The organism is Pseudanabaena sp. PCC 6802 (assembly GCF_000332175.1).
Taxonomy (GTDB): domain Bacteria; phylum Cyanobacteriota; class Cyanobacteriia; order Pseudanabaenales; family Pseudanabaenaceae; genus PCC-6802.
Genome location: NZ_KB235914.1, coordinates 3,484,517 through 3,508,979 on the forward strand (window position 1 = coordinate 3,484,517; position 24,463 = coordinate 3,508,979).

At 49.1% G+C, this 24,463-nt stretch carries 22 protein-coding genes and 1 tRNA gene; 12 read left to right on the forward strand and 11 right to left on the reverse strand.

Annotated features, from left to right (window positions below):
• Nucleotides 1-109: 109 nt before the first annotated feature.
• Nucleotides 110-2,080 (forward strand): PatA/PatG family cyanobactin maturation protease, encoded by a 1,971-nt coding sequence (locus PSE6802_RS0121985; protein WP_019502196.1) that lies wholly within the window; start codon nucleotides 110-112, stop codon nucleotides 2,078-2,080.
• Between the two features lie 33 nt (nucleotides 2,081-2,113).
• Here the strand turns inward: PSE6802_RS0121985 and PSE6802_RS0121990 are convergent, their stop codons facing one another.
• Nucleotides 2,114-2,347 (reverse strand): hypothetical protein, encoded by a 234-nt coding sequence (locus PSE6802_RS0121990; RefSeq protein WP_019502197.1) that lies wholly within the window; start codon nucleotides 2,345-2,347, stop codon nucleotides 2,114-2,116.
• 64 nt (nucleotides 2,348-2,411) lie between these two features.
• Between PSE6802_RS0121990 and PSE6802_RS0121995 the strand changes: the two genes are divergently transcribed.
• The 4 genes from PSE6802_RS0121995 to PSE6802_RS0122000 all read left to right on the forward strand — a co-directional run bounded on the left by PSE6802_RS0121995 (nucleotide 2,412) and on the right by PSE6802_RS0122000 (nucleotide 3,564).
• Entirely contained in the window at nucleotides 2,412-2,789 is a 378-nt protein-coding gene (locus PSE6802_RS0121995; RefSeq protein ID WP_019502198.1) for a Nif11-like leader peptide family natural product precursor, read from the forward strand.
• Between the two features lie 13 nt (nucleotides 2,790-2,802).
• Nucleotides 2,803-3,021: a hypothetical protein gene (locus tag PSE6802_RS33805; RefSeq protein WP_156815622.1), complete on the forward strand. Its 219-nt coding sequence runs from the start codon at nucleotides 2,803-2,805 to the stop codon at nucleotides 3,019-3,021.
• A 78-nt stretch (nucleotides 3,022-3,099) separates the two neighbouring features.
• The gene (locus tag PSE6802_RS33810) at nucleotides 3,100-3,279 is read left to right on the forward strand and encodes a hypothetical protein (protein WP_156815623.1); all 180 of its coding nucleotides are present in this window, start codon (nucleotides 3,100-3,102) and stop codon (nucleotides 3,277-3,279) included.
• Between the two features lie 63 nt (nucleotides 3,280-3,342).
• Nucleotides 3,343-3,564: a hypothetical protein gene (locus PSE6802_RS0122000; protein WP_019502199.1), complete on the forward strand. Its 222-nt coding sequence runs from the start codon at nucleotides 3,343-3,345 to the stop codon at nucleotides 3,562-3,564.
• Between the two features lie 272 nt (nucleotides 3,565-3,836).
• Here PSE6802_RS0122000 and argZ read toward each other — a convergent pair whose 3' ends face one another.
• Both argZ and PSE6802_RS0122010 read right to left on the reverse strand, forming a co-directional pair.
• Nucleotides 3,837-5,954 carry a bifunctional arginine dihydrolase/ornithine cyclodeaminase gene (gene argZ / locus PSE6802_RS0122005; protein ID WP_026103473.1) on the reverse strand — a complete coding sequence of 706 codons (2,118 nt, stop codon included), beginning with the start codon at nucleotides 5,952-5,954 and terminating at the stop codon, nucleotides 3,837-3,839.
• Between the two features lie 221 nt (nucleotides 5,955-6,175).
• A complete protein-coding gene (locus PSE6802_RS0122010; protein ID WP_019502201.1) occupies nucleotides 6,176-8,782 on the reverse strand; it encodes a DNA gyrase/topoisomerase IV subunit A in 2,607 nt (868 codons plus the stop codon).
• Nucleotides 8,783-9,004: 222 nt separating this feature from the next.
• Here PSE6802_RS0122010 and PSE6802_RS0122015 point away from each other — a divergent pair, with 222 nt between their 5' ends.
• Nucleotides 9,005-9,883 (forward strand): tetratricopeptide repeat protein, encoded by an 879-nt coding sequence (locus PSE6802_RS0122015; RefSeq protein WP_019502202.1) that lies wholly within the window; start codon nucleotides 9,005-9,007, stop codon nucleotides 9,881-9,883.
• Nucleotides 9,884-9,921: 38 nt separating this feature from the next.
• Here PSE6802_RS0122015 and PSE6802_RS33815 read toward each other — a convergent pair whose 3' ends face one another.
• Nucleotides 9,922-10,065, reverse strand: coding sequence for a hypothetical protein (locus tag PSE6802_RS33815; RefSeq protein WP_156815624.1), 144 nt, complete (start codon nucleotides 10,063-10,065; stop codon nucleotides 9,922-9,924).
• A 67-nt stretch (nucleotides 10,066-10,132) separates the two neighbouring features.
• Here PSE6802_RS33815 and PSE6802_RS0122020 point away from each other — a divergent pair, with 67 nt between their 5' ends.
• Nucleotides 10,133-10,627, forward strand: coding sequence for a zinc ribbon domain-containing protein (locus PSE6802_RS0122020; RefSeq protein WP_156815625.1), 495 nt, complete (start codon nucleotides 10,133-10,135; stop codon nucleotides 10,625-10,627).
• Here the strand turns inward: PSE6802_RS0122020 and dnaJ are convergent.
• The 3 genes from dnaJ to PSE6802_RS0122040 form a co-directional block, all read right to left on the reverse strand.
• The gene (gene dnaJ, locus PSE6802_RS0122025) at nucleotides 10,624-11,748 is read right to left on the reverse strand and encodes a molecular chaperone DnaJ (RefSeq protein WP_019502204.1); all 1,125 of its coding nucleotides are present in this window, start codon (nucleotides 11,746-11,748) and stop codon (nucleotides 10,624-10,626) included. The genes PSE6802_RS0122020 and dnaJ overlap by 4 nt on opposite strands.
• 210 nt (nucleotides 11,749-11,958) lie before the next feature.
• Nucleotides 11,959-12,255, reverse strand: a complete 297-nt coding sequence (locus PSE6802_RS0122035) for a 2Fe-2S iron-sulfur cluster-binding protein (RefSeq protein ID WP_019502206.1) — start codon at nucleotides 12,253-12,255, stop codon at nucleotides 11,959-11,961.
• A 144-nt stretch (nucleotides 12,256-12,399) separates the two neighbouring features.
• Nucleotides 12,400-13,116 carry a precorrin-2 C(20)-methyltransferase gene (locus tag PSE6802_RS0122040; RefSeq protein WP_019502207.1) on the reverse strand — a complete coding sequence of 239 codons (717 nt, stop codon included), beginning with the start codon at nucleotides 13,114-13,116 and terminating at the stop codon, nucleotides 12,400-12,402.
• A gap of 194 nt (nucleotides 13,117-13,310) precedes the next feature.
• Here PSE6802_RS0122040 and PSE6802_RS0122045 point away from each other — a divergent pair, with 194 nt between their 5' ends.
• The 3 genes from PSE6802_RS0122045 (at nucleotide 13,311) to PSE6802_RS0122055 (ending at nucleotide 18,835) form a co-directional block, all read left to right on the forward strand.
• Nucleotides 13,311-17,426 (forward strand): hypothetical protein, encoded by a 4,116-nt coding sequence (locus PSE6802_RS0122045; RefSeq protein WP_019502208.1) that lies wholly within the window; start codon nucleotides 13,311-13,313, stop codon nucleotides 17,424-17,426.
• 394 nt (nucleotides 17,427-17,820) lie between these two features.
• Nucleotides 17,821-17,893, forward strand: a tRNA-Arg gene (locus tag PSE6802_RS0122050).
• Nucleotides 17,894-18,193: 300 nt separating this feature from the next.
• Nucleotides 18,194-18,835: a LysE family translocator gene (locus tag PSE6802_RS0122055; protein ID WP_019502209.1), complete on the forward strand. Its 642-nt coding sequence runs from the start codon at nucleotides 18,194-18,196 to the stop codon at nucleotides 18,833-18,835.
• On the opposite strand, the gene PSE6802_RS0122060 is transcribed toward PSE6802_RS0122055, so the two are convergent.
• Nucleotides 18,792-19,634: a phosphodiesterase gene (locus PSE6802_RS0122060; protein WP_019502210.1), complete on the reverse strand. Its 843-nt coding sequence runs from the start codon at nucleotides 19,632-19,634 to the stop codon at nucleotides 18,792-18,794. The genes PSE6802_RS0122055 and PSE6802_RS0122060 overlap by 44 nt on opposite strands.
• A 236-nt stretch (nucleotides 19,635-19,870) precedes the next feature.
• Here PSE6802_RS0122060 and PSE6802_RS0122065 point away from each other — a divergent pair, with 236 nt between their 5' ends.
• Nucleotides 19,871-21,085 carry an HD domain-containing protein gene (locus PSE6802_RS0122065; protein ID WP_026103476.1) on the forward strand — a complete coding sequence of 405 codons (1,215 nt, stop codon included), beginning with the start codon at nucleotides 19,871-19,873 and terminating at the stop codon, nucleotides 21,083-21,085.
• Between the two features lie 12 nt (nucleotides 21,086-21,097).
• On the opposite strand, the gene rpsN is transcribed toward PSE6802_RS0122065, so the two are convergent.
• Nucleotides 21,098-21,403 (reverse strand): 30S ribosomal protein S14, encoded by a 306-nt coding sequence (gene rpsN / locus PSE6802_RS0122070; protein ID WP_019502212.1) that lies wholly within the window; start codon nucleotides 21,401-21,403, stop codon nucleotides 21,098-21,100.
• Between the two features lie 90 nt (nucleotides 21,404-21,493).
• Between rpsN and PSE6802_RS0122075 the strand changes: the two genes are divergently transcribed.
• Complete coding sequence (locus PSE6802_RS0122075; RefSeq protein WP_019502213.1) at nucleotides 21,494-23,269, forward strand: glycosyltransferase; 1,776 nt, start codon at nucleotides 21,494-21,496, stop codon at nucleotides 23,267-23,269.
• A gap of 24 nt (nucleotides 23,270-23,293) precedes the next feature.
• On the opposite strand, the gene PSE6802_RS0122080 is transcribed toward PSE6802_RS0122075, so the two are convergent.
• Nucleotides 23,294-23,644 carry an STAS domain-containing protein gene (locus PSE6802_RS0122080; RefSeq protein WP_019502214.1) on the reverse strand — a complete coding sequence of 117 codons (351 nt, stop codon included), beginning with the start codon at nucleotides 23,642-23,644 and terminating at the stop codon, nucleotides 23,294-23,296.
• On the reverse strand, nucleotides 23,641-24,096 hold the full coding sequence (locus PSE6802_RS0122085) for an ATP-binding protein (RefSeq protein ID WP_019502215.1): 456 nt from the start codon (nucleotides 24,094-24,096) through the stop codon (nucleotides 23,641-23,643). The genes PSE6802_RS0122080 and PSE6802_RS0122085 overlap by 4 nt, the downstream gene beginning before the upstream one ends.
• Between the last annotated feature and the right edge of the window lie 367 nt (nucleotides 24,097-24,463).

Consider the following 24,463-nt stretch of genomic DNA (forward strand, 5'->3'; position numbering starts at 1 on the left):
TGGCTTCAATCCTTGGTGAAGACTTAACTTCATAGTTATCGATGAGCGTCCTGCATTAAGATATCGAATATACTTCTCTGTAGGCTTTCTGAAGGAACTTTCTGACTAGATGCAGTTACTTGAGCACAAGTTAAATATCTCGGATCTCTTGAATGCTCTTTGGCATGAAACTTTGGGGAATCCCAATATTTGCATCGCTGTTCTAGATGGATCCGTCGATCTGTCTCATCCTTGCTTCAAGGGTTCTGACCTGACTGAGATACAAACTTTGGTGTCGGAGCGTTCCGGTACAGGCTATGCTTTGCAACACGGGACTCACGTTGCCAGCGTCATCTTTGGACAACACGATAGCCCTGTACGGGGAATTGCCCCTCAATGCCGGGGCTTAATCGTTCCGGTGTTCGCCGAGGGAGTAAAAGGTTCGCTTGCCCCCTGCTCCCAGCTTGACCTGGCAAGAGCCATTACCCAAGCCGTCGAGCAGGGAGCCAACATCATTAATATTAGTGGCGGTCAGATGACCCAATCGGGTCAGGCTGACTCTTTATTGGTTCGAGCCGTCCAGTTATGCGCTGAGAACAACGTGCTAATCGTGGCAGCAGCAGGCAACGATGGCTGCCAGTGCCTTCACCTGCCAGCAGCTTTGCCGACGGTTCTGGCTGTAGGGGCAATGGACGCTCAGGGATTGCCTCTCGATTTTAGTAATTGGGGCGATGCCTATCAAAACCAAGGTATCCTCGCCCCAGGCGAAAACATTTTGGGGGCAGTTTCTGGCGGCGGCACAGCCCTGAAAAGTGGCACTAGCTTCGCCACTCCCATCGTCTCTGGTATTGTTGCCCTGCTGTTGAGCCTCCAACTCAAACAGGGAAAACCGCCAGATCCTCAAGCCGTCCGCACAGCCATTCTCCAGAGTGCTTTGCCTTGCAACCAGCAAATTGCCGAAGATTGCCGCCGCTTTTTGGCGGGGAGTCTCGATCTTGCCGCCGTAGAAACTATAATCCTTAAAGGAGAGAGAACCCCTATGTCAGAGCTAAATTCCCAAGAAATGCCCCAACCAGCAGAGGCGAACAGCACGGGTCAGGTGGAGGCTTCAACTGCCCCGCCAGTCCTAGAAAAACCGATGGTGACTGCCTCAGCCGCCATTTCTTCGCCCACCCAGACAATTTCAGCCAACGTACCTGCCGTTACCCCTAGCAGTAGTTCAACTTCGGTTACACCCTCAGAAGGGTGTAGCTGTGGCGGAGGCGGGCCAATGCAGTTAGTTTATGCCCTCGGAGAACTGGGTTTCGACTACGGTACCGAAGCTCGTCGAGATTCCTTTACGCAAGCCATCCCGCCTACCACGAACCTACTGGACTATCTCGCTCAGAATCCCTGGGAGGCACAGTCGCTGATTTGGACACTCAATCTGGATGCCACGCCAATTTACGCGATCATGCCGAAAGGTTCCTTTGCCTCTGAAACTTACGCTCGGCTTCGCGAATTTTACAGAAACCAAACAAATCCCGTCGAGGAGTCTAATCGCGTTGAGCGAGTCTCAATTCCAGGTTATATCGGAGGTAGTATCAGGTTGCTTTCGGGGCAGACCGTTCCCGTTATTATCCCGGAAGTGCGAGGTATGTTCAGTTGGACTGTTCCAGCCTTAATCAACTCGTTAGTGCCACTTGCAATGCAAGCTGCAACGCAAGCTGCAACAGAATCGGAGAGGACACCACCAACGCAGGAGGAGGTGACAGGTAATCTGACACGTAAGCTTCAAGAGTATCTGGAGCGTATCTATTACGACTACCGTAACCTGGGCATTACCCCACAGGAACGGGCGCTAAACTTCTCAGCGACCAATGCCTTCCAAGCGACAGTGGTGATGCTTGATGCAGGAATAGGCGATCTAGCGCTTGACAGCATTACGGTAGAGAAGAGTCCTATTTGTCGTCCCGATTCAGATTGTTACGACATAAAGCTACAGTTTTTTAACCTAGTGGATAACCGAAGATCTGGAAAAGTCTATCGATTCACCATCGATGTCAGCGACGTGATTCCAGTCACTATCGGTACGGTCCGCTCATGGTCTATAGCCAGCTAATAAAACCGTAACCGTTCACTCCCCCCCTACTTATCAACGAGAGAATAAGACGTTCGCCAATTTTTCAGAGGGGGGTGTGAATAATTGCAATAAAACCCCATTGGGAGGAGAATCAATAATGCTATTGCCAATACAAGCACCACCAAAAATCAGAAAAGTCAGCCCGACAAAAATCTTAGGCGTGATGGCAGGGATTAATCCATCAAACTGGAAGTTGCGATGCGATCTCTGCTGTGAAGCGGGTGGGGGAGCAGTTTGTAATTCCATTCTTCCAGGCTGTGTTTGTCCGCTATGAAGCATAACTTGAGCTACACAACAGGAGGAAGTTACTATGTCCATAAAATGTGTGAGGAAGTTTAGTCAGATTGTCGAGAATAATACAGAGATTCAAAAGAGTCTAGAAGCAAAGACAGATCGAGAAAGTTTAATAAATCTCGCTGTGCAGATTGGTTCTGAAATAGGCTTGAGTTTCACAGCCGACGAGGTAAACGAATATTATACAGAAGAGAGGAGAAAAATTGAAAGAGCGTCTAACAGTATCTTTCCGGCGATTCTTAGCAATACGATTAGATTTCTCCAAACAACAATCTCAGCATTCCCCCTTGCAGGTGGGATGCGTGTCCCACCAGTTGATACAGCCTCCAGCATTTGCGATAAACTGCCGCAGCACTTGGCACGTTTAATATGTGAAAAAGTTGTAAATTCCTAAAGGAGCAATCACCATGAAACTTCCGATTCAAGCCCAACCCGTCATGAGAGGAGTTAGTTCCTCAAAACTTGCAGGCAAGACAATTACCCCTTCTGAATGTAGTTATTTGCGTTGTGGCGCAAAAGTCTTAGAGTGTGCATCCGCTTGCTACGAAGGTGGAGTGGCTGCCTGTCTAGCCTGTCTGGGTCCTTCTTATGAAGCTTGTAAAGACTGCTTCAGCGATATCTTCTAATCAAAGTATCCTAGTAGTCAGCTTGCTTTACTGGCATAAACTTTCAAAAGTAAACCTCAATAAACAGGAGAAATCACCATGAAGCTTCCCATTCAAGCCCAACCAGTTTTACGTCAATTGAATAACTACACTTCTCAACATCAAGGCATCCTGCCATCTGCCAGCAAGTGTTGCGGTAGTGATGAATATTGTTTAGGTTCTTGTATATGTTTCTTGGGAGACTGTAGTTGTGCTGGTGCGTGCGTTCCTAAACTGTAAACAGATCGTGTTTGTTGAGTTTCCATTTTCACAAATTAACCTTAGAAATCAGGAGAAAGAATCATGAAACTTCCCGTTCAAGCCCAACCAGTACTGCGAAATGTCAGCGATACCAAAATAGCCATGACGAATGCAGTGATAGCATCAGGGTGTTCGACTTGGAAAAAAATTGGCTGTGCTGGTGCAGTAGCAGCCTGTGCAGCAGTCTGCTATGCAAGTGGAGGACTCGCATGTGCGGGTTGTTTTGCCGGTCTAGGGCAGAGCAGTTGCATTGATTGCCTATAAAGGATCGAAATTTTTAAAATTTGGAGATTGGGGATAGGCAAGATTCATTTCTTGCAGTCCCCAATCTCGGTATTAAATAACTCAACACAAAAAAATACTACAAAATCAAGTGAAGTTGCGAGTAGCCACAGCGCCACCTAACCAGCGCGTTGCAGCGGACGGAATGGAAACCTTGTTGCTGCATCCAAGGCGACTTGCCGCCGCTGAACGCAACCGTTAGTGGATGTGGGATCGGATCCCCCAGACTGGATATAACCCATAGAGTATAAATTTTAAGCAGAAAGAGCTTGGAATGGGCTAGTGAGGCTTTCTAACTGCTGGACTAGCAGGCTCAGGAATAAACCTACATCCGTAACAACCCCAACGGATTCCACGGAGCCGCGATCGGCTAGCTTAGTGACTACAGCGGGATTGATATCGACGCATACCATCTTCACTCCAGCCGGAGTCATGTTGCCCACGCCAATTGAATGCAGCATCGAAGACAGCATCAGAATCATATCCGCACCTTTAATTTGCTCGGCATATTTCTCCTGCGCCTTAATCAAATCCATTTCCGTATCCGGCAGCGGGCCGTCATCGCGAATGGAACCAGCCAGAACGAACGGTACGTTGTGGGTGACGCATTCGTACATGATGCCTCTGGTCAGGACTCCGTGCTCGATCGCTTTGGCAATACTGCCATAGCGGCGAATTGTATTGATTACCTTGAGGTGGTGGCGATGTCCGCCGCGCACGGGTACGCCCTTTTGCATATCCACGCCTAGAGAAGTCCCCATCAGCGCTTGCTCGATGTCGTGCACGGCGATCGCGTTGCCCCCCAACAAAGCCTGCACGTAGCCTTCGCGGATTAAATGGGAGAGATGCTCGGCACCGCCCGTGTGGATGACGACGGGACCAGCGGTGACGACGACCCTACCACCGCGATCGCGAATTTGCCGCAATTCCCAGGCGATTTGCTCGACGATTAGCTCTACTCGCCGTTCGCTGGAGACTCCAGCCCCCATAAAGCTAAATTCTGGAGCCGTAGTATTGCGTTTCTCACGGGATTCGGTTTTACGACTGGTACGAATGCCTTCTACGCCAACAATGACGCGATCGCCCACTTCCAAATCCCTCAGAATTTTACAGGTAGCCATTACTCCATCGGGCGTTTTGCTAACCACGATCGCCCCATCCATGCGCTGATTCTGCACCTTAACCCATTCGCACTCTACCCGCACCTCGGTGGGATAGATTGTCGTCACGTAGAAATCATCCGGCGCTACGCCCCGTTGCGCGCACACTTCGATATTCGTATCGCAGGCTTCCTGCGGAGGCGGTACGGCTCCTAGATCGATGAGTTGCGTCACGATCTCTTCCATGACATCGTGGGAGGGCGCAGATACCTTCACATCAGCAACAGAGATACTTTGTCTCTGTTCGCCCAACGCAAAGTTTAGAACTTGGAAACTACCGCCATTGCCAACGATCAGGTCTAACGCCTGATTCATAATGCCCGCATCTAGCAAATGTCCTTCCATGTGGATGGTACGACTTTCCACAGGAGTGCTGGCGTGTACGTCTTCCAGAACTGGCTCCGTAACGCGCAGGGTCAGGCATTTTGCCGCACCCCCAGCTTTGAGAAACTCCGTCAGAGGCGTTTCGATGACCTGAAATCCCGCATCGGCAAGCCGACTTTTCAGCGACTTACTAGCTTTGTTCATCACGACGGTCGTCTCAATATTCACGGCGTTGCAGGCAAAATTCACCGCGTCGGCTTCCTCGATCGCGATGCGTTTTTCCGCTGCCACCCGCATCTCGATCGCGCGGTTGGAATAGGTATCAAAAGCACCAGGATAGTAAAGTAAATAGCCGCCACTCAGGGGACAAAAACAAGTATCTAAATGATAGAAGCGATTATCGATTAAATGCAGGGATAATACTTCGATATCCAGCCACTTAGCGAGATAGGGATGTGAGTCCAGTTCGGAGCGGAAGCCATAGCCCGCCCACAACCAACGACCTTCGCGATCGAGCAGAGCGTCACCCGCCCCCTCAAATGGCAATTCCTTGGGAAGTTCAAATACCGTATAACCCTGCGACTCAAACCAGGCTTTGAAATAGGGTTCTTCACCCTGACGCTCTTTGTGGAAAAAGCGACTCAGCACTACATTTTGTCCCAACACCAAACCCGCATTGGCGGTAAATACCATATCGGGCCAGCCCTTTTCTGGTGGCACGAGATCGACTACTGCCATGTCTTTGAGAATATCGTGCAACCCCTGCCACTGCTCGACAGCAAGCGCGCGACTGGAACGATGGATATTACCTTCCATCCAGGGATTAATGACATAATCGACATCGTAGTGGTCGGGAGCGCACATTAAAAAACGGATTGGCATGGTCATAGATACTTTGAGGGATGCTGGGATAGCTGATGGACGTTACAGGAATTACGCAAAAGCCTTGCAATCGATTGCAGGCTAAGATCTTAAACCTATTGAAACAGGTTAACCGCAGCCATTTACTCAGTCTGCTTTAGCTGACTTTAGCTTTCAGCCAAGAAATCGATCTCTGGGATTTCCCGGATGGCGCGCGATCGCTAGAGTAGCGATCGGGTTTGGCAAATTTATAATAGCTCTACGTGTACTATTTTTGCCGCACCGCTCAACTCAACTATGGGCTGTCCTTGCCCGTTGCATGGCTGCAAAGGCAGTTCTTCTATCGGAATTTGGAGGATGCGCGGTTGAGGATCGTCGCTGGAATTGCCCACTAATAAGGCGATCTGGCTGTGGTGGGGAGCGATCGCTGCCGCTGCGATTAAGTAATCTTGTTTGTTCCGAAATGTCATGGTTTGCGAACCAATGCTACCCCTTGGTGCGAGGCGAAGGAGATCGGCTTTAAGGCGTTTGGCATAACCTTGAGCCGTCACCAGAACTAACTCTAGTTTGGGATTGATGTCGAAATTCAGAGGCATAGCTGCTACTAAATTCTCTGTGAGTCTGAGCCGCAGAGCTGGATTACCCGCCGCTGCCCGTCCGAGCGTAGGGATTTGTTCTTCGTCGGCGGCCATGCGCAGGATGCGTCCCGCCGTGGTGGCGATCGCAATTTCCCAATCTAAACCCACTAGACCTGCCCAGAAAAGTCGATCGTCATCTTTTAGTTTCATCACTGTCAAACCGCGAGCGTTGATGCCCGCATAGTCTGCTAGGGGCGATCGCTTGATTTTGGATTGACTGCTAATTAAGACCAGGTTATCCGTGGTTTCGGGATTGCGCTCCCAAACCAGGTGAGACACGATCTTGTCGGCGGCATCGGGTAGCAGCGTTACTAGAGGCGTGCCTTTACTTTTGCTGTTTTTAGCTAGGGGTGGAATATCAGAAACTGGCAAGGCAAAAGCCTTACCGCCGCTGGTGAATGTCAGCAGTTCCCGATCGCTGCGGGTAGGGTAGACGGCTATGGGGAAGTCATCGGCGATCGGCTTGACAGGACTGTGACCGTTATTGGTGCTGGATTCCTGGCGCTTGATATAACCTTTGTAGGTAATTTGGATGGTCGTATCCTCGATCTCTACGAGCCGCAGTGGGGGCAAACTGCGGGAACCGCCTTTGGTGTTTTCGAGTGCGTTATTTTCACGATCGTCCGCTGCGAGATCTCGCGCTGCTTCGCTACTACTACTGGCTTTGCGGGATGATGAGTTAGGAGGATTTGGCTCCAGCCAGCCAATGCGGGTGCGGCGTGCGTCGCCGTGTTTCTTCTTGAGGTAGCGCAGGTCTTTTTTCATCGCTTTGAATAATTCGCGGCGATCGCCGAGCAATAATTCCAGTTGGGCGATTTGCGCTTGCAGCTCTGCCATCTCGTCGCGCAGGTTTTGTTGCTCCATCCCCGTGATGCGGCGCAAGGGCATGGAGAGAATGGCATCGGACTGCGGCTCGCTCAGACCCAGGCGGGACTGGATTTCTAATTTGGCTGAGGGGGCATCGATCGCCTGACGCAGAATTTCGATCAAAACATCGAGGCGGGCGATCGCGCTGGATAAACCTTCGACTATGTGCAGTCTGTTGGTGGCTTTGCCTAACTCGTGGCGATAGCTGCGCGTGAGCGTCTCTTCGCGGAAGTCAACGAACTGCTGTAATAGTTCGCGCAGGCTCATTTGTTTGGGCTGAGAGCCAACCAGTGCCAGCATAATCGCGCCAAAATTAGTTTGCAGTGCCGTCTGCTGGTACAAACGCTCTAAAACTGCGTCGGGATTGATTTCTTTCTTTAGCTCGATTACCACCCGCATGCCCGTGCGATCGCTCTCGTCGCGGATATCAGCTATGCCTTCTAGCTTGCCCAGGTTAACCAATTCGGCAATTTTTTCAATCCAGGCTGCTTTATTCACCTGGAATGGCAGCTCGGTGACCACAATGGCAGTACGGGAACGGCGCGACTTGCTGCCCTCAATCGTCTCAAACGTAGCGATGCCGCGAATGGTGATGCTGCCCCTACCCGTCGTATACGCCTCTTTAATGCCGCCATCGTCAACGACAATGCCGCCAGTGGGGAAATCCGGGGCGGGAATTAACTCGAATAGTTTTTCATCGGGGAGATCGGGGCGATCTATTAAAGCGATCGTGCCGTCAATTACCTCGCTCAGATTATGGGGTGGAATGTTGGTTGCCATACCCACCGCAATCCCCGACGCACCATTCAGCAATAGCATCGGCAATTGCGACGGCAGCACGATCGGCTCCTGCTGCGAGCCGTCGAAATTATCGGTAAAGTCAATTACCGAGTCATTGATGTCGCTCAGGAGGGCATCGTTACCAATTTCGGACAGGCGGCATTCGGTGTAGCGCATTGCCGCTGCCGGATCGTTATCTACAGAGCCAAAGTTACCGTGTCCTGCCAGGACGGGATAGCGGCTAGAAAAGTCCTGCACCAAACGCACCAGCGCGTCGTAGACCGATTGATCGCCGTGGGGATGGTACTTACCCAGCACGTCGCCCACTACTCTGGCGCACTTACGGTAGGGGCGATCGGGTAGCAGCCCCAACTCGTGCATGGCATAGAGAATGCGTCGGTGCACGGGTTTCAAGCCATCGCGGGCATCGGGTAACGCCCGCCCTACAATTACGCTCATGGCGTATTCCAGATAGGATCGCTGCATTTCCGCGTGCAGATCCATGGGAACAATTTTTCCCTGCGATGGTTCTGGGGCTAAAAAATTTAATTGCTCTGTCCGCTTTGCCATTAACTTGGTACTACAACGATCGCGCTATCTGAACTAATTAATGCTTACAACATAAGTGCGTAAAAACACAAATTTTTATTTGTATTGTGAAGTATGGGGTGTTAGTTTTGGTGTTAGCTTTGAGGGGACAGATCGCAGAACAATTAATCCCCCCAAATTTTCACATTTAAAAACCATAACTAAGTAATTAGTGTAAACATTCAGAATTCTAGGTTAGTGACTGTGCCAAAACGTACTACTAAACAATGGATAATCAATATCGTCTTGATTATTACTACGCTCTCTTTTTTAGGGATTTCGATCGCGCCGCTACTGGGGGGTATTCTAGCACCGCAACAGGCAGCCAATAAGCCTACTACTACCCAAACCAGCGAGAAGGAAAAGTTAAAAATTCAAATTGAAGGCTTTGAAGCTGTCCTGAAGCGCGAGCCTAAAAATCGCACTGCTTTAGAGAATTTAGCCATTCTGCGCATCCAGGCTGGCGATCTTAAGGGCGCGATCGAACCTTTACAAACCCTGGCAGATATTAACCCTGACATTGCGGACTACAGGCTGAAACTGGCGGAAACACACCTGAGGCTGAAACAACGCGATCTTGCCATTGCTGAATATCGTAAAATCCTGAGCACTAAACCCGGCGAACTGCGCGCTCTTGATAGCTTAATTGGTCTAGAGCTGAAAGATAAGCGTCCTGAAGCCGCGATCGGTCTGCTGAAAGAAACGATCGCGGCTGCCGATACTGTCAATAAAATCCAGCCGGATAGCATCGACAAAACTACCGTCACGCTGATGTTGGGTGACGTATACCTCAATCAAAAGCGCTACGAGGAGGCAAAGGATGTCTTCGATAAGCTTGCCAAGCAAGAGACTAAAGATTTCAGACCTTTAGTGGGGCAAGCTCAAGTAGCACGCGCTCAAGGCGATGAAACTAAAGCTAGCTCTCTATTTACGAAAGCAGCCGAATTAGCGCCTCCTCAATATAAAGACAACATTAATAAGCTGGCTGCAAAACCGCCAGAATCAACAACAAACGTGGCACCAAAGCCAGATACGACCGATCCCAAGGAAAAAACAGATAATAAACCTGACAAGAAAAATTAGATAGGACGGATGGCGTTGACGCAGGGGTTTAGCATTTGTTACTGATGTTTGGGTTTAATGCGAGACTTTCGGACAAATGCTAAACCCTTACGGGTTGGTATGGCAAACTCTTGATGATGGCGTTGAAGTTTGAGGTTAAAGATATGACGGATGTTTGGGTTTAATGCGAGACTTTCGGACAAATGCTAAACCCTTACGGGTTGGTATGGCAAACTCCTGGTGATGGCGTTGAAGTTTGAGGTTAAAGATATGGCGGAATATTTTTCTTGTCCTATCTGTGGTGCGGATGTACCCATCAAAGCGCGTGCCTGTCCTGAATGCGGCTCGGACGAGCAAACTGGTTGGTCGGAAGCCGCAAAGTACGCGCACTTGCTGCCATATACAGGCGAGCCGGAACTAACGCAATCCAGCACTCCAGTTTGGCAGCGCTATGTAATTTTTGCGATCGCCGTCCTGTTGACCCTAGCGTTTTCGATCGCGCAGAATATGGCCTGGATCGTGCCCGCGATCGCAGCAGTAGCTCTCATCTGCGGTGCGGCTTATTGGTTAGGTCAAAAATTCTCGAATAGCCGTAGGGGGATGGAAAGAAAACTATACCGACAACTGGTACAAAGAGCCAGCGGCGATCGCGACCTGGCTAACAGACTGCTGGAATACGAAAAGCAGCGCGCTCCTGAAGCTAATCGCTTGCAATTACTGCAAAATGCCATTTATCGTTGGGATCGCGATCGCATTCGGTACTAGCGATGGAAAATACCACCTAGGAAACCTTCTATGCCGCCTTTGGCAGAATTGCCCTTATATTTTTCCAGAAGTTTCTCCAGTACTTCTCGCTCTTCGCTGCTGAGCTTGGTGGGGATGTCCACCTTAATCGTAATCAGATGATCGCCTCTAGCAACGGGATTACCTAGCTTGGGTACGCCCAAACCTTCTAAGGTCAAGACCGTACCGGGCTGCGTACCTGAGGGAATGGTTAAAGGCTTTTTGCCATCGACCGTATTAATTGTGATTTTGTCGCCCAGAATCGCCTGCAGGTAGCCAATCTTGATTTCCGACAGGATGTTAATGCCTTCGCGCTCGAATTCCGTATCGGCTTGTACGAAGAGGTAAACGTACAGATCTCCTGGCGGGCCGCCTTTTTGACCGGCATCGCCTTCGCCGGATACGCGAAGTCTGGTGCCGCTATCTACGCCAGCGGGAATGGTAATTTTGAGTTTTTTGGTGACCTGGTTCAAACCCTGACCGCCGCAGACTTCACACTTTTCTTCGATCGTCTGACCAGTGCCATTACAGGTGGGACAGGTCGATACTTGCGTAAAGCTGCCAAACGGCGTGCGCGTGGCACGACGTACCTGCCCGCTGCCGCTGCAAGTGCTGCAAGTACGCGGCTTTGTCCCTGGCTTTGCCCCAGAGCCAGCACAATTCGAGCAGGTTTCTAAATGAGAAACGTTAATTTGCTTCTCGCCACCAAAAATAGCTTCGCGAAACTCTAATTTCTGATCGACCCTGAGGTCGTTGCCGCGCGTGGGGCCGCTGCGGCGACGAGGTTGTTGCCCCCCACCCGCAAAGCCACTAAAGAAGCTTTCAAAGATATCGGCAAACCCACCCATGTCGCCGAAGTCTTGATATCCCCCTCCTGCCGCACCGGGCACTCCAGCTTCGCCAAAGCGATCGTAGCGCGAGCGACTGTCCGGTTCTGAGAGGACTTCATAGGCTCGATTAATTTCTTTGAACCGCTCATCTGCGCCATCATCTTTATTTACATCTGGATGGTACTTACGTGCCAAACGTCGATAAGCTCGTTTGATCTCCTCTTTATCTGCACCGCGAGAGACTCCAAGGATTTCATAGTAATCACGCGCCATATGGTATCTACTCGGTCACTTAAAATTTTGGGACTTATCTTAATTTAACCTAGCAACAACGATTCTGTAAAAGTCAATGTAGAGCTTTCAGCGATTAGCAGTTAGCGGTTGGCTTTTTTTAATTAAATCTTCCCTGTAGGATGCGTTAGGCAGCAACTGTAGCGCATCATCACCCATCGTCACTAACCTCAACATTGGTGGGTATCCACGCTAAGGACGAGTTTTAACCGATATATCCCCATTCACCAGGGTTTGACAAGCAAGGCGATAGCTGTTGGGCTTGCGCTTGAGCTTTCTTTTTTCAAAATCCGTCCGGGGAGAGAGCTGCTCGCCGCCTTCGGTAATTTCCACAATGCAGGTGCCGCATTGACCGTAACCACCGCAATTCGTGAGCTTGCCAACTAACTTATAGAGATCGATGCCATTTTCTATGGCTTTAGTGCGTAAATTAGCGCCATCCATAGCAATTACTTGTTTACCTTCTTCGACAAAATTGATATTAGCCATGGCCCGTGCGTTAACTTTTGTAAATCAAATGTGGTAGCAATACCCTTTGAGTTTAAGTGGAGGGTGTGGGGGCTTTGCCTCCACGCAGGGGTTCTATCCCTGCACCCGTCCTCACTCTTTGTTCGTAAAGCTTTATTAAGTAAATTAAACCATTGATGTGGATAGACTCACAATCAGTAAAGAGAAGTAGGGCAGATCTAAATCTGGAAATTGCGTGAGGTTTGACCACACTTTTTGCTGGGGTAGCGTGGCGTGGGCAACGACATGACTGTGGTGCAGGAGGTTTCGCGATCGCAGTAATTTCCACACCTCAGAGTAGACGCTGCTCACTTTCATCAGCACCACCACATCCGCCCAATCTAAAGCTGTCTCTAGCTCGGCAAAACTATGCATGGCGGGCAAAATTGCTAGCTTGTCAGACCAAATTGTGAGGGGAATGCCGATCGCGGCGGCAGCCGCCATGGGAGACGACACGCCTGGAATTATTTCGATTTCATATTCATGGGGCTGAGATTTTAGTCCCCACATCAGATAGGTGAGCGTGCTATAGAAGCTCACATCTCCCTCAGCAATAAAGGAAACATTTTGGCCTTTGCGCAAGTGCTGAGCAATTTTGAGCACGGCTGCCTGCCATGCTGCCTTTAGTACGAGTTTATCCTGGACGAAAGGTAGCTCCAGGGGGAGTTTGATCTGACTGGGGTGCAAAAATTGGGCAGCGATCGCTTCGGCAATGCCCTGCTTGCCACACCGCCCCGCTGGAAATGCTACAACGGCAGAATTTTGCAAGGCCTTCATTCCTTTTAAGGTGATTAATTCCGGATCGCCGGGGCCAACACCAATACCGTAAAACTTACCCTGCACTTGATTTAATTTCTACCTCGTAAAGCGTTACTGAAGCAAGCGCATCAAGACTAGCAAAATTTTGTTTCCGCGATCGGGATAATTTCCTAAAAAATCCTGAAAACCATTGCTAATTTCCGCAAAGAATGTGTCATATTGTCAGCAAACAAACAAGGTTTAGATTTTAGTTTGCTTAAGTTGGGCTTGATAACCCTATGTCAACAGTTCAGAGTAGTCGCCTGATTGCCGAGATCAATAATTTGCTGAGCCATCCGCTCGGCTCAGCTTCTCACGTTCTGTCTGATGAGGTAATTCAGCGTCGCGAGCAACTCAAGCAACTGAGGTTTCAACTAGAAAATGCTCAAGATCCTCGTCGCATTAAAACCCTGGAGCAGAAATGCCAGCTTTTGATCTATCAGCTTGATGGCACGCTAGACGCGATCGCTGATTCCCTGAACCATCCCCAAGCAAACAGTCCCGAGGCAATTGCATCCAGCCAGAATACGCTGCTGGATACATCAAGTACGCGAGACAATCCGAACGATCTAAGCGATCGAGTCGATCGAGTCACCGATCTAAGCGATCGCAGCGATCGCGAAACACAGCCGCAAATGCCATCGGGCGCACCGGAGTTGCCGAGACTAATTACCATAACGCCATCGCCTACGCCCCAGAAACCACCGTCCGAGAATGGCAGTACAGCAAATGAAATATTCGATCGCACCATGTTAGGGAACGACGAACAGGTTGCCTCAATTCAGCAGACAGTTAAGCAGGCGATCGAGCAAACCCTAGCCGTAGAAAGAGCGTTGACGATCGCGGAAATTAATGGCAACATCAAAAACTTAGTTGAGGCGCAACGGCGCGCAGCGCTGAGTCAGGAGCTACAGGAACTGGAGCAGCAGAAGCAGATACTACATACAGAGATTGCAAACCTGGAGGCGCAACGCCAAGAACAAATCCAGCAATTCACCCAACAGCTAGATCGGCACCAGCAAGAGGTAATCGCTCGAATTACCCAACAGCAACAGTCTGAGATCGAGATGTTTGCAGAACAGCAAAAGCTGTACCAGACTGAGATTAGGAACTCCATTCTGGCTTTGCAGGAATTAGTGCGCGATCGCATTCCCAATGAAGTCGATCGAGTCATCCAGGCAATTCGGGCAGAAGAAGAGAAGCGATGGCAAGATGCGAATGCATCGCATCGAGAATTTATGGAACGAGTGCAGGTACAAAGAGAGCGCTTCGCTACGGATCTCGATACTAGATTTGCCTCAACCTTTGAGGAGTTAGAACAGAACGTTCAAGCGTATAAGGATTCTCTTGCCCGCCAGGTCGAACAAGTGAAGGCTTACGAACGGGAGCATGAAGCTTTGCTCGCAACCTTAACCGACCGTTTGGCGGCTAAGGTGGAATCACTCCCAACTTCAATGCCTGATTCTCAGGCAGATAATCTCTTACTTGAGTCAGAATCGGAACCCGAATTATTACTTGACGAACAAACCAATCTATTCGAGGTGTCGGAGCCTGAATTATTCTCTGGCGAGCAGGTCGAAGAGGGTAGCGATCGAGTAGATGAATTATTTACGGGCGATGTCACAGGCGATCGCGATGAGGATGTCGAAGAGCGTGACGATCGAGCAGATGAATTATTTGCGAGCGATGCCACAAGCGATCGCGATGAGGATGGAGATGCGGACGCGATCGAAGATCTAATTAACGAATCAAATCCTTTTTTGAATGAAGATACTAGAACTGCTAGCGACGATAATTCAGCAGCGATTGAGGATCTAATAGCCAGCCTGGATTCTTTAGTAGGAACGTCCGATACACCCGAACAGACTGAACCAGAAGTCACTCTGCCTGAAATTACCGAACTTGCCGATCTAACTGCTCAAATTGAAGCGGATAGCGATCGCTCTAACGATCTTTTGCTAACTACAGATGAATCGGTAGAGGCACCTGAAGAAATAGATGCGATCGTTCCCACCGATCTGACGACAGATATTACAAGCACGGATGAACTGGTTGAATTAATTGAATCGACTGAAGAAATAGAAGATAGGTTAGTACCTGAATCTCAAGTTGAAGCCGAGATAGAACCAGAACTCGATCTAGAAGCAAATCCAGAATTCAACGAACTAGCGAATCAAATTGAAGCAGAGTTCGGTCAAGATCTCGACCGAATAATCTATTATGTTCGACCAGGGCAGGAACCAAGTATGGCAAGTTACGATCTTTCTGCAAATACGACAAAATCAGAGCGGGAGATCGCAGCCAATCTATCACCAGAAACTAACTATGCGATCGCGAATCTGTCAGAGTCCCCTATCCCTGTCCCCTCGATGGACGATGAACTCGAACGCCTGCTCGATGCTGTAGTGGCAAAGAAGTCACCGGATGAGCAAACCTCAGCGATCGCAGAAACACAAGAATTAACGGAACTGCCAGATTTATTGCCAGACTTAGATAGAGAAGAAGACCAGCTATCTGCGCTAGCAGACGTGGAATCTTTAAGCTCTGAGTTAATCTCTAACGATTCTCCCACATCAGAGCGAGTGCGATCGGAAGCGGTTACGGCTACTCCAGGTGGATCGCTAGAAGAGAGCGAGCTGGAGAGATCGGATTCTACTCTGCCACCAGAAGACGGTATCGACCCCAGCTACAGCATAGATGATACCTGGTTTTTAGGTATCGACTTCGGCACTACATCCTTGCGGGCTAGTTTATTCAATGCTACAACAAACAAAATTTATCCTCTCCTATTTGATGTATCTTCAGGGCATTCTAGCGAATATCTACCCAGTACTGGACATGCCTCACCAGAGCCGCTGTCCTTAGATCCATTACAAGCACGATCTATCGATCCTCCTGACTATGAAGATCGGAGGGATGAAGATGCGATCGCCAACTTCAAGAGGTTACTAAAATTAGGCTTGCCCTATCACGGTGTGAGTAATTGGCAGCCGATCGTGCAGTGGACGGATCGGGAGCGCATTCCCCTTCGCTATTTTCAAGCAATGCTGAAACAGCTCGTCCTCAAACTACAGGCTAAGGCAATCTGTGGCAAACTGCCAGAGCTGCATACAATCTTATCTAAGCGCATCTATGCCGTAATTTTGGGACATCCCACCGCATGGTCGGATACCTACGTGCACAATCTGCGCGAAGCAGTTCTGGTAACCGGAATCGTCGATCGAGCCGAGCAGGTGATGGTAATCGATCAAGCGATCGCTCCCTTATTTGCACTCATCCATCAAAATAAAGCACCGCAGGATATCGCTCTAGCGATCGACATCGGCGCGCAAACCACGGATATCTTACTGACAAAGGCGGGAAATGGGATAATTAGTCGCAGCACGATTGGCAGTCTGGGCTTTGATTATGCCGGACTGGGGATTAATCAAGATATCGTCGTGCAATTACTTTATCCCCGCTGTCGATTACTGGCTGCCCCAGATAGCGATGACTGCGATCTAGATCGTTTGTTAATGCCTGCGCCAGGCGATCCGGCACCTGGTCTGCGAGCGGAACTGCAGAAATGTTTAATGAGTTCGTTGGTTGGGAGGGAGTTACTGAACGCAGCCGAGCAACTGAAGCTGGCGCTATCGACGCATTTAGATCGAGATGAATGGGGCGCGACGGTATGCGATCGACCGCTGAGCGTATGGCGACGGGAGTTGGAAAGTCAGGTGATGCAGCCATTTATCCAATATCTCAATCGCGAACTCAACGATTTACTCAGTAGTTCTGGAGTTCTGGCAGATGAGGTAAAATTGCTATGGAAGCTGGGTGGTTCTGTAGCTTTGCCTAGTCTGTCGCGATGGTTAGAGCAAAAATTCCCCAATGCCGCGATCGAGCACCTGCCACCGTCAACAGTTGCCAGTGGCCTGGCGATCGCACCCATGTATCGCTACCTAATCAATATTGGACGGCAGCAATATTCTGACTACTTCTTACTACAGGAGATTTGCCACCTCAACCTGCAAAGTGCAATTACACCTGACCAACTTATGCAGCAGCTTCAGAATCGCGGTGTTAATTCTAAGTCTTGTCGCGATCGCATTTTTACATTCCTCCAGGGCGATCTGCCTATGGGGATCTTTCCTTGGCAGGAGCAAGAGCAAAGTATTTTCTTGAGCGATCCTTCCCTCAGTCACGATCTATTTGCGGGGAGGCTATTCGAGCTAGATAGCAACGGTACGTATCAACCAAACTTAAGGAAATTTCAAGCTCTGAAACTCTACCTCCAATCTATCCTCGGCAACATGCAACAATCTCTCGCGGAGCCTTTAGTATTTCCTGAGTTTGGTCGTACCGCGATCGGTTAGCACCGCTACGTTGACACGCCGTCTCATGCCTGCATTGCCGTACCTATGTTGCTTGACTTGCTTCATGGCCTTGTCTAGAACCCTGCTATATTTATAGCGGTTTTCAGATCGGAAAGAGTAGGGGGGTTGGGGGCGTTGCCCCCAAGAAGGGGTTCTACCCCTTCACCCCGTCAATAAAACCTGTTCTCAATTGAAAAACGCTATAGCTTAAATTTTTTCCAGACTATGGCTTGACTTTTTCCTCCTTTCCTTAACTTGACACCACTGCCCCCGTGTCTGCCTCAACCCTGTGCCTACCCCAACCCCGTGCCTGCCCTAACCCCGTGCCTGTTGTAAATTCCTAAACAAATGGCAACCAGGTATGGGGTGAGAATATGTTATGATCGCCCACGAAGGGCATATAGCTCAGTGGATAGAGCACCAGGTTCCGGTCCTGGGTGTCGGGGGTTCGAGTCCCTCTATGCTCGTTGCTAGTAACCTCGCTCGGATGATATTGACACTCCGCTAACTGAAGATTTTTGGGAAACCATCTTCGAGATAATATAGCGGTTTTCAGATGAAAACGAGAAGGGGGGTTGGGGGCGTTGCCCCCAAGAAGGGGTAGGACCCCTTCACCCCGTCAATAAAACCTGTTCTCAATTGAAAAACGCTATTAATGTTCCCGATCGTGGGAGAATGATCGGTAAGTGCGATTTATGCTCTAGGCTTCAGAGAGTCAAATAAAGATTGCTGTCCTCATCTTTAGATATGGTCTTTGACAAAGAAACATGCCAGATACTACTACTTTTTTGATTTTCCTGACTGCTGCTATAACCCTAATTATGACTCCGGGGCCTAATACTCTATACGTTACAACGCGCAGTATGGAGCTAGGGCAAAAGGCAGGGCTTGTTGCAGCATTTGGAGTAGGGGTAGGCTGCCTCATTCATACTTCAGCAGCGGCATTTGGTCTATCGGCTTTGCTGATGTCCTCCGATTTTGCCTATGAAGTAGTTAAGTATTTAGGTGCTGGGTACTTAGTGTATTTGGGCGTTCGTACTGTCTGGGAACACAAAAAGGTACTTGTGTCATCTGCGGTCAGAAAGATCGATTCCCTTGGTATTTTTGGTGAAAGCATTCTAACTAGTTTGCTCAATCCTAAAATTGCATTATTCTTTATCGCTTTTCTACCCCAGTTCACCAATCCCGATATTCCTTTGATGGGGCAAATTTTTTTATTGGGAAGCGTCTACAGTATCCTATGCACTGGCTGGTATGTCATCCTGGGGTTATTGCTAGGTTCCACCAGCACTTGGTTTATGAACCAGCTCAGCCTTACTCGCATACGTTCGTGGATAACAGGATGCATTCTAGTAGCCCTTGGGCTTAGCATCGCTCTGCCCCTACATATCCTGCCCGAGCATGTCTAATTACTTCTGTTTCTATTCTTCCATTGGTATAAAGGCGTAGAAGCCGAAAACCAGGATTGTTAAGCCGATCTAGTTCAAATTTTGGGGTACGAGGTGCAAACTGAGCGCAGGTAGATGGTGTCACCAAATAGCGTGCTTTAGAGGCACGATCGCTTCTTTCTCCATCCAATTCACTATCAAAGGCTTGATGGGCGTGACCGCTGACAATTACTTGTATCTGAGGATGGCGATCGCAGATCTGCCAAAACCGCTCCCGATCTTGCAACCCACTTTTATCGATCCAATCACAGCCGAGCGAGATGGCCGGATGGTGCAGGGCAATTAAGGTCGGTAAATCGGGTTGCTCGCCAAGTTGCCGATCTAGCCAGGCGAGACTCTCAGCATCAAGATAACCATGGACCTGTCCCGCGATCGCAGAATTCAGCGGCACTAAATTCCAGCCACCCCTCTGCAGGCATGAGTCCCAGAGCACGGCACAACCTCGTAATTCTCTAGCCATAATCGAGACATCGTCGTGATTTCCCGGCAGGCAGTAGGCTGGAATGCCCAGCGATTCGAGAGACTGCTGCAATCTTGCATATGCAGGAATGCCACCATCCTGCGTCAGATCGCCAGTTAAGAGCAAAAAATCCGGTGCGGGTTGCAGATGCCCAACCGACTGCAAAATGGCATGATAGGATACATCCGTATTCACTCCCATGACTAACTGCTGCGGATCGTCCGTCAAATGGATATCTGTAATCTGCGCGATCGACAAGTAAGGGTTAAGCATTTGCTCGAAAATCTTGGTATTAATCACAGATATAGCTATAGCCAATAGGCTTAGGACGGGGTGCAGGGGTTCCACACGGCAGTGGCTCTAGCGGGGAACCCCCAAGACCGCCCTGCCTCCCCTGCGTGGGGGCGCAGCCCCCACACCCCCTGTCCTAACAGATCTGTCTGCGGCTATATTACATGTAAATGCTTAAACCCTCCGATATCTCCGATACCCTCGACATTCCCGATATCCCCGATATCCACTATCCCCATCCCCCAATGCACCCAGGCAAATCCCGCACCTATCACGACCCACTCCACGGAGCGATCGCGCTCAGCGGAGACGATCGCTTGGAAGCACTCCTGATTCGCCTGATCGATACACCTGAATTCCAAAGATTGCGGCGCATTCGGCAGTTGGACACGGCCTGTTTTACTTTCCACGGTGCCGAAGGATCGCGCTTTACACATTCTCTTGGTGTCATGGCGGTGACGCGGCGCGCCTTCGATCGCATTGCCCACCTTTACCCCAGTCTGGCGACCCATCGAGATGTAACGCTGATAGCGGCATTACTGCACGACTTGGGACATGGGCCATTCAGTCACGCTGGCGAGGAGACATTTGGCAGTCAGCATGAAATATGGACGAGGAGGCTGATCCAGGAATCTAGCATCGGTGAAATCGTGGCAAGCTACGATCGCGATCTTCCCGCATCTTTAGATCGGGTGTTTGCGAAGCAGTATCCCTTACCGCTAGTCAGCCAACTGGTTTCCAGTCAACTGGATTGCGATCGCCTGGATTACCTGCTCAGAGATAGTTATTTTACGGGCGTGCAGTACGGACATCTCGATCTAGATCGAATTTTGATGGCTTTGAGTTACGATCCGGTATCGCAACGGTTGGTGGTAACGAGGAAAGGTTTAGTAGCGATCGAGCACTATTTGACCGTGCGTTACTTCATGTACTTACAGGTTTACAACCATCCCAAAAATCTGTCAGCCCGATTTACTCTAGATAAGATCTTTGCTAGAGCTAAGTTGTTGATGCAGTTGGGGCAAATAGAGGCAGATCCCATAGTTACCGCATGGCTGTCACGAGATCCGCAATCTTTAGATTGCCAAACTTATCTTGCTGCCGACGATATTGTCTTTACTTACCACGTGCATCGCTGGCGTTACAGTGCCGATCCCATATTGTCAGATCTCTGCCGCCGTTACCTGGACAGAGATCTGCTCAAAACCACGGATATAAGTACTTATAGCGATTTAGAGAAACAAGAAACGCAAAAAAGGCTTGAGAGTAAACTCAAAAGCCAGAAATTAGACCCTCAATATTACTGTGGTATACGAGTCGCTTTGACTAAAGGATACACGCTTTACCAGCAAGGGATTGAAATTCAAACACCGCATGGGTTGCAGGAAATAACGCAATTATCGCATTTAGTACAAACCCTCAGTCAGCCGATCCAAAGAGCCTGGCTAGTACATCCGTAGCTAGCGACAAACTTACCAGCTTGATTTCACTACACCTGGCAACAAGCCCTGGTGTGCCATTTCGCGAAATACGTGGCGGGATAAACCAAAATCTCTGTAATATCCACGGGATCTACCAGTTAGCCAGCAACGATTCCGCAGACGGGTGGGATTGGCATTGCGAGGAATTTGCTGCAACTCGCGATGCAAGGAAATCTTTTCTTGCTGGGATAACTCGGGGGAGGCTAGCTGCGATTTTAAGGACTCTGCTTTAGCAGCATATTTTGCAACTAGCTTTTCGCGCTTTTTCTCGCGCTCCCGCATACTTTTTTTAGCCATTTGTGCTCAAGGATTTATTGCGACAGTTAACTATACTAGCTAATTTAAGCCTACTTAAGCAAGAGTTATATTCGATTTTTCATTTTTATTATGCGTTTAGTAGGGTGGGCAATGCCCACCTTACCGATGGTATCTCTGCTATATTTGCCAAATGTTGCGGAAGAAATCATGACGGACTCGATCGCTAAAACTTACCCAGATCTGTTACTGAGACTGTTACCTGCTGATGCCGATGTCATTGTTGAGATTGGTTGCGGTAATGGCATGATGGGCGAGCAGTATAAGCGCATAAATCCTAAGTGTCTTTATTGTGGGATCGAAACCGATCGCGATCGCGCCTCTGTTGCCTCCATGCGTTTAGATGCTGTAGTCGATGCGATCGCCGACTTACCAATTGCTCCAGGCGAGGTAAATTGTTTTGTCTATGGTGATATCCTGCGGTGCGCGTTAGATCTAGAAACTACGCTGAGACAGTATAACCACTGGCTCAAGGAAGACGGGCAAGTTGTGGCGTATATGCCCAACCCGCAGTACTGGTTGAGAATCGCCAGGTTCTTGCAAGGGAATTGGGGTAGCGAACCAGAATTTATCACCGCACCCAACCAGATTTACTTTGCGTCGATCGATAATATCAAGCAAATCTTTGCGGTGGCCAACCTGAACTTATACGAAATTCAAACTGACTGTCCCCAACTGTCGCCTCAGCAAGCCGAGCAGCTAGAGAAATTTCAAACCCTGATTGCTCCCCTGGTTGAATATTTGGGGTTGCAGACTGCTAATTTCCACAAGATTATCCGTGCGCATGCCTTTGTCGCGAGAGCGACAAAGACTCCGATCGCTTCGCGCTTATTAGTTCAAACTTTCATTGCGGCGGCGGCGGGCTGCGCTCGCATTCGCGTCTACGAACCCAGCAGCTTTCTATCGACTATTCCTGGCACGCGCACCTTTAATATTCAGCGCGATCGCCCCATCGACCTGAATCTGGCGATGCCGGACGAAGAAAAAGTATTTATTTGGCAAAGAGCTTTATTGTTATATCCCCAGGATATGCAAAGGCAAAAAACGCTAATGCAACGCGGGTTTCTAATCGTGGCAGAGCACGATGACGATCCCTACTTCTGGCCGGAAAATGCGGATAACAAGTTCCTACTATTTATTAGTTCCCACTGCATCCAAACCAGTACCGAGCCACTCGCCCAACACCTGAAGCAATTTAATCCCAATGTCAAGGCATTTGCCAATCAACTAGCCTATCTGCCACCTCGACGCGAGCATACCAATCCAGATAATGTAACTTTGTTTTTTGGGGCGCTGAACCGCCAGAATGATTGGCAACCGCTTTTACCCGCTCTCAATCGCGTCTTGAATAAGTACGATCGCGTGGCGGTAAAAGTAATTCACGATCGCGAATTTTTTGAGGCGATCTCTACCGAACGCAAGCAATTTCAGCCCTTCTGTCCCTACGAGGAATATCAAGTCATCTTGCATACCTGCGACATCGGCATCCTCCCCCTGGCCGATACCCAATTTAATCGCATGAAATCGGATCTGAAATTTCTCGAACATGCGGGACATGGTGTGGCGGCGCTAGCGAGTCCCGTGGTTTATGCCGACACGATTAGAGATGGCGAAACCGGCCTGATCTACCGCGATCCCGATGACTTTGCCGACAAACTAGAGGAACTGATCCGCAGTGCTTCTCTACGTCAAGAACTAGCCGATCGCGCTTATAAATGGGTAGCAGAAAACCGATTAATGTCGCAGCACTATCACACGCGCCGTGAATGGTACCTGGAAATGCGATCGCAACTGCCGAGACTCAATGCCGAACTGCGCGATCGCTGTCCCGAAATGTTTGTCGTGTAGCTTTTAGCGGTTGGCTTTTAGCAGTTAAGGCTCGAAGCCTTCTAGTTCCGGTACGTCGGCAACTAAATGCACGCCCTGGATGTAGAGCGATCGCCCGTATTTGCCCACATTAATCAAGCGCAACTTACCGCCCTGTTTTTTTGCCTGTACGGCCATATCAATTGCCGCACCAACACCTCGACTCACGATCTTGGTGATACCTTCAAAATCGAGCACTATGGTGCTGAAGGTTTGCTCGAGGTAGGGTTGCACGACTTCGCGGAAATAGGGCACTGTTGTTACGCTTAATGCACCGCTGAGTTGCAACACAACCTTATCTCCGTCTATTTGCTCGGAGATTTTGAGTTCATCTTGTAGGAAAGAGGAGTAAGTCATGTTTGAGGTGTAAGTGAACTTGAATCAGGACTGGACAAAAATGTACTCATACGGATTAGGGTACCCTGGTCAGAGGATTCAATTTCAACCCTATCGACCAGAGACTTAATCATATGAATGCCAAAACCACCATTTTTAACCCCAATCTCTGAGATTAAGTCAAAATCAGGGGCTGGCACGCTATCTGGGTTGAAGCCAGGACCGCGATCCCGCACCTCTAGAATTAAGCTATTATGCATGGCTATGAATGTGATGTCCACATCCATCTCATCTGAGTCGCTGTAAATGATAGCGTTTACGCAAGCTTCAGTGAGGGCTTGGACAATATCCTGCACGCGACTTGGCTCAAATCCCATCTTACGAGCAAGTACCTCTACCGCTGCAACTGGCACATCCTCAACTCCCGAAATTGGGGGAATTGAGATTCGCAATTTTAGTGGTTTATCGCTCATGCTCGATTCATGTAGGATTACCAAACGGTTGATTTAATGCCCCCTCAAGGTGCCTCAGCATTTAATAAATTGTCTGTTTGCAAAAAACCTTAATTTATCAGACACGATTATACACCTTTTCTGTTTGCGTCCTGATTAGATTGATACAGCCAGAACTTAGATTGATTTGGATCGCTTAAGGCAAAACTCTGCATGGGAGTATAGCCTATATGCACCCCCATATAGCAATAATAACTCGATGGGGGTTGGCTCAAAACGCTATTATAAAATGTCTTAGGAACAAAGCTCCTGTTTGGGTTTTGTGCCTCGGCTTAACTGTGAATTGCAAGTTTAGGTTGAGGAGTAAGGAGCTAAAATACTAAGGATG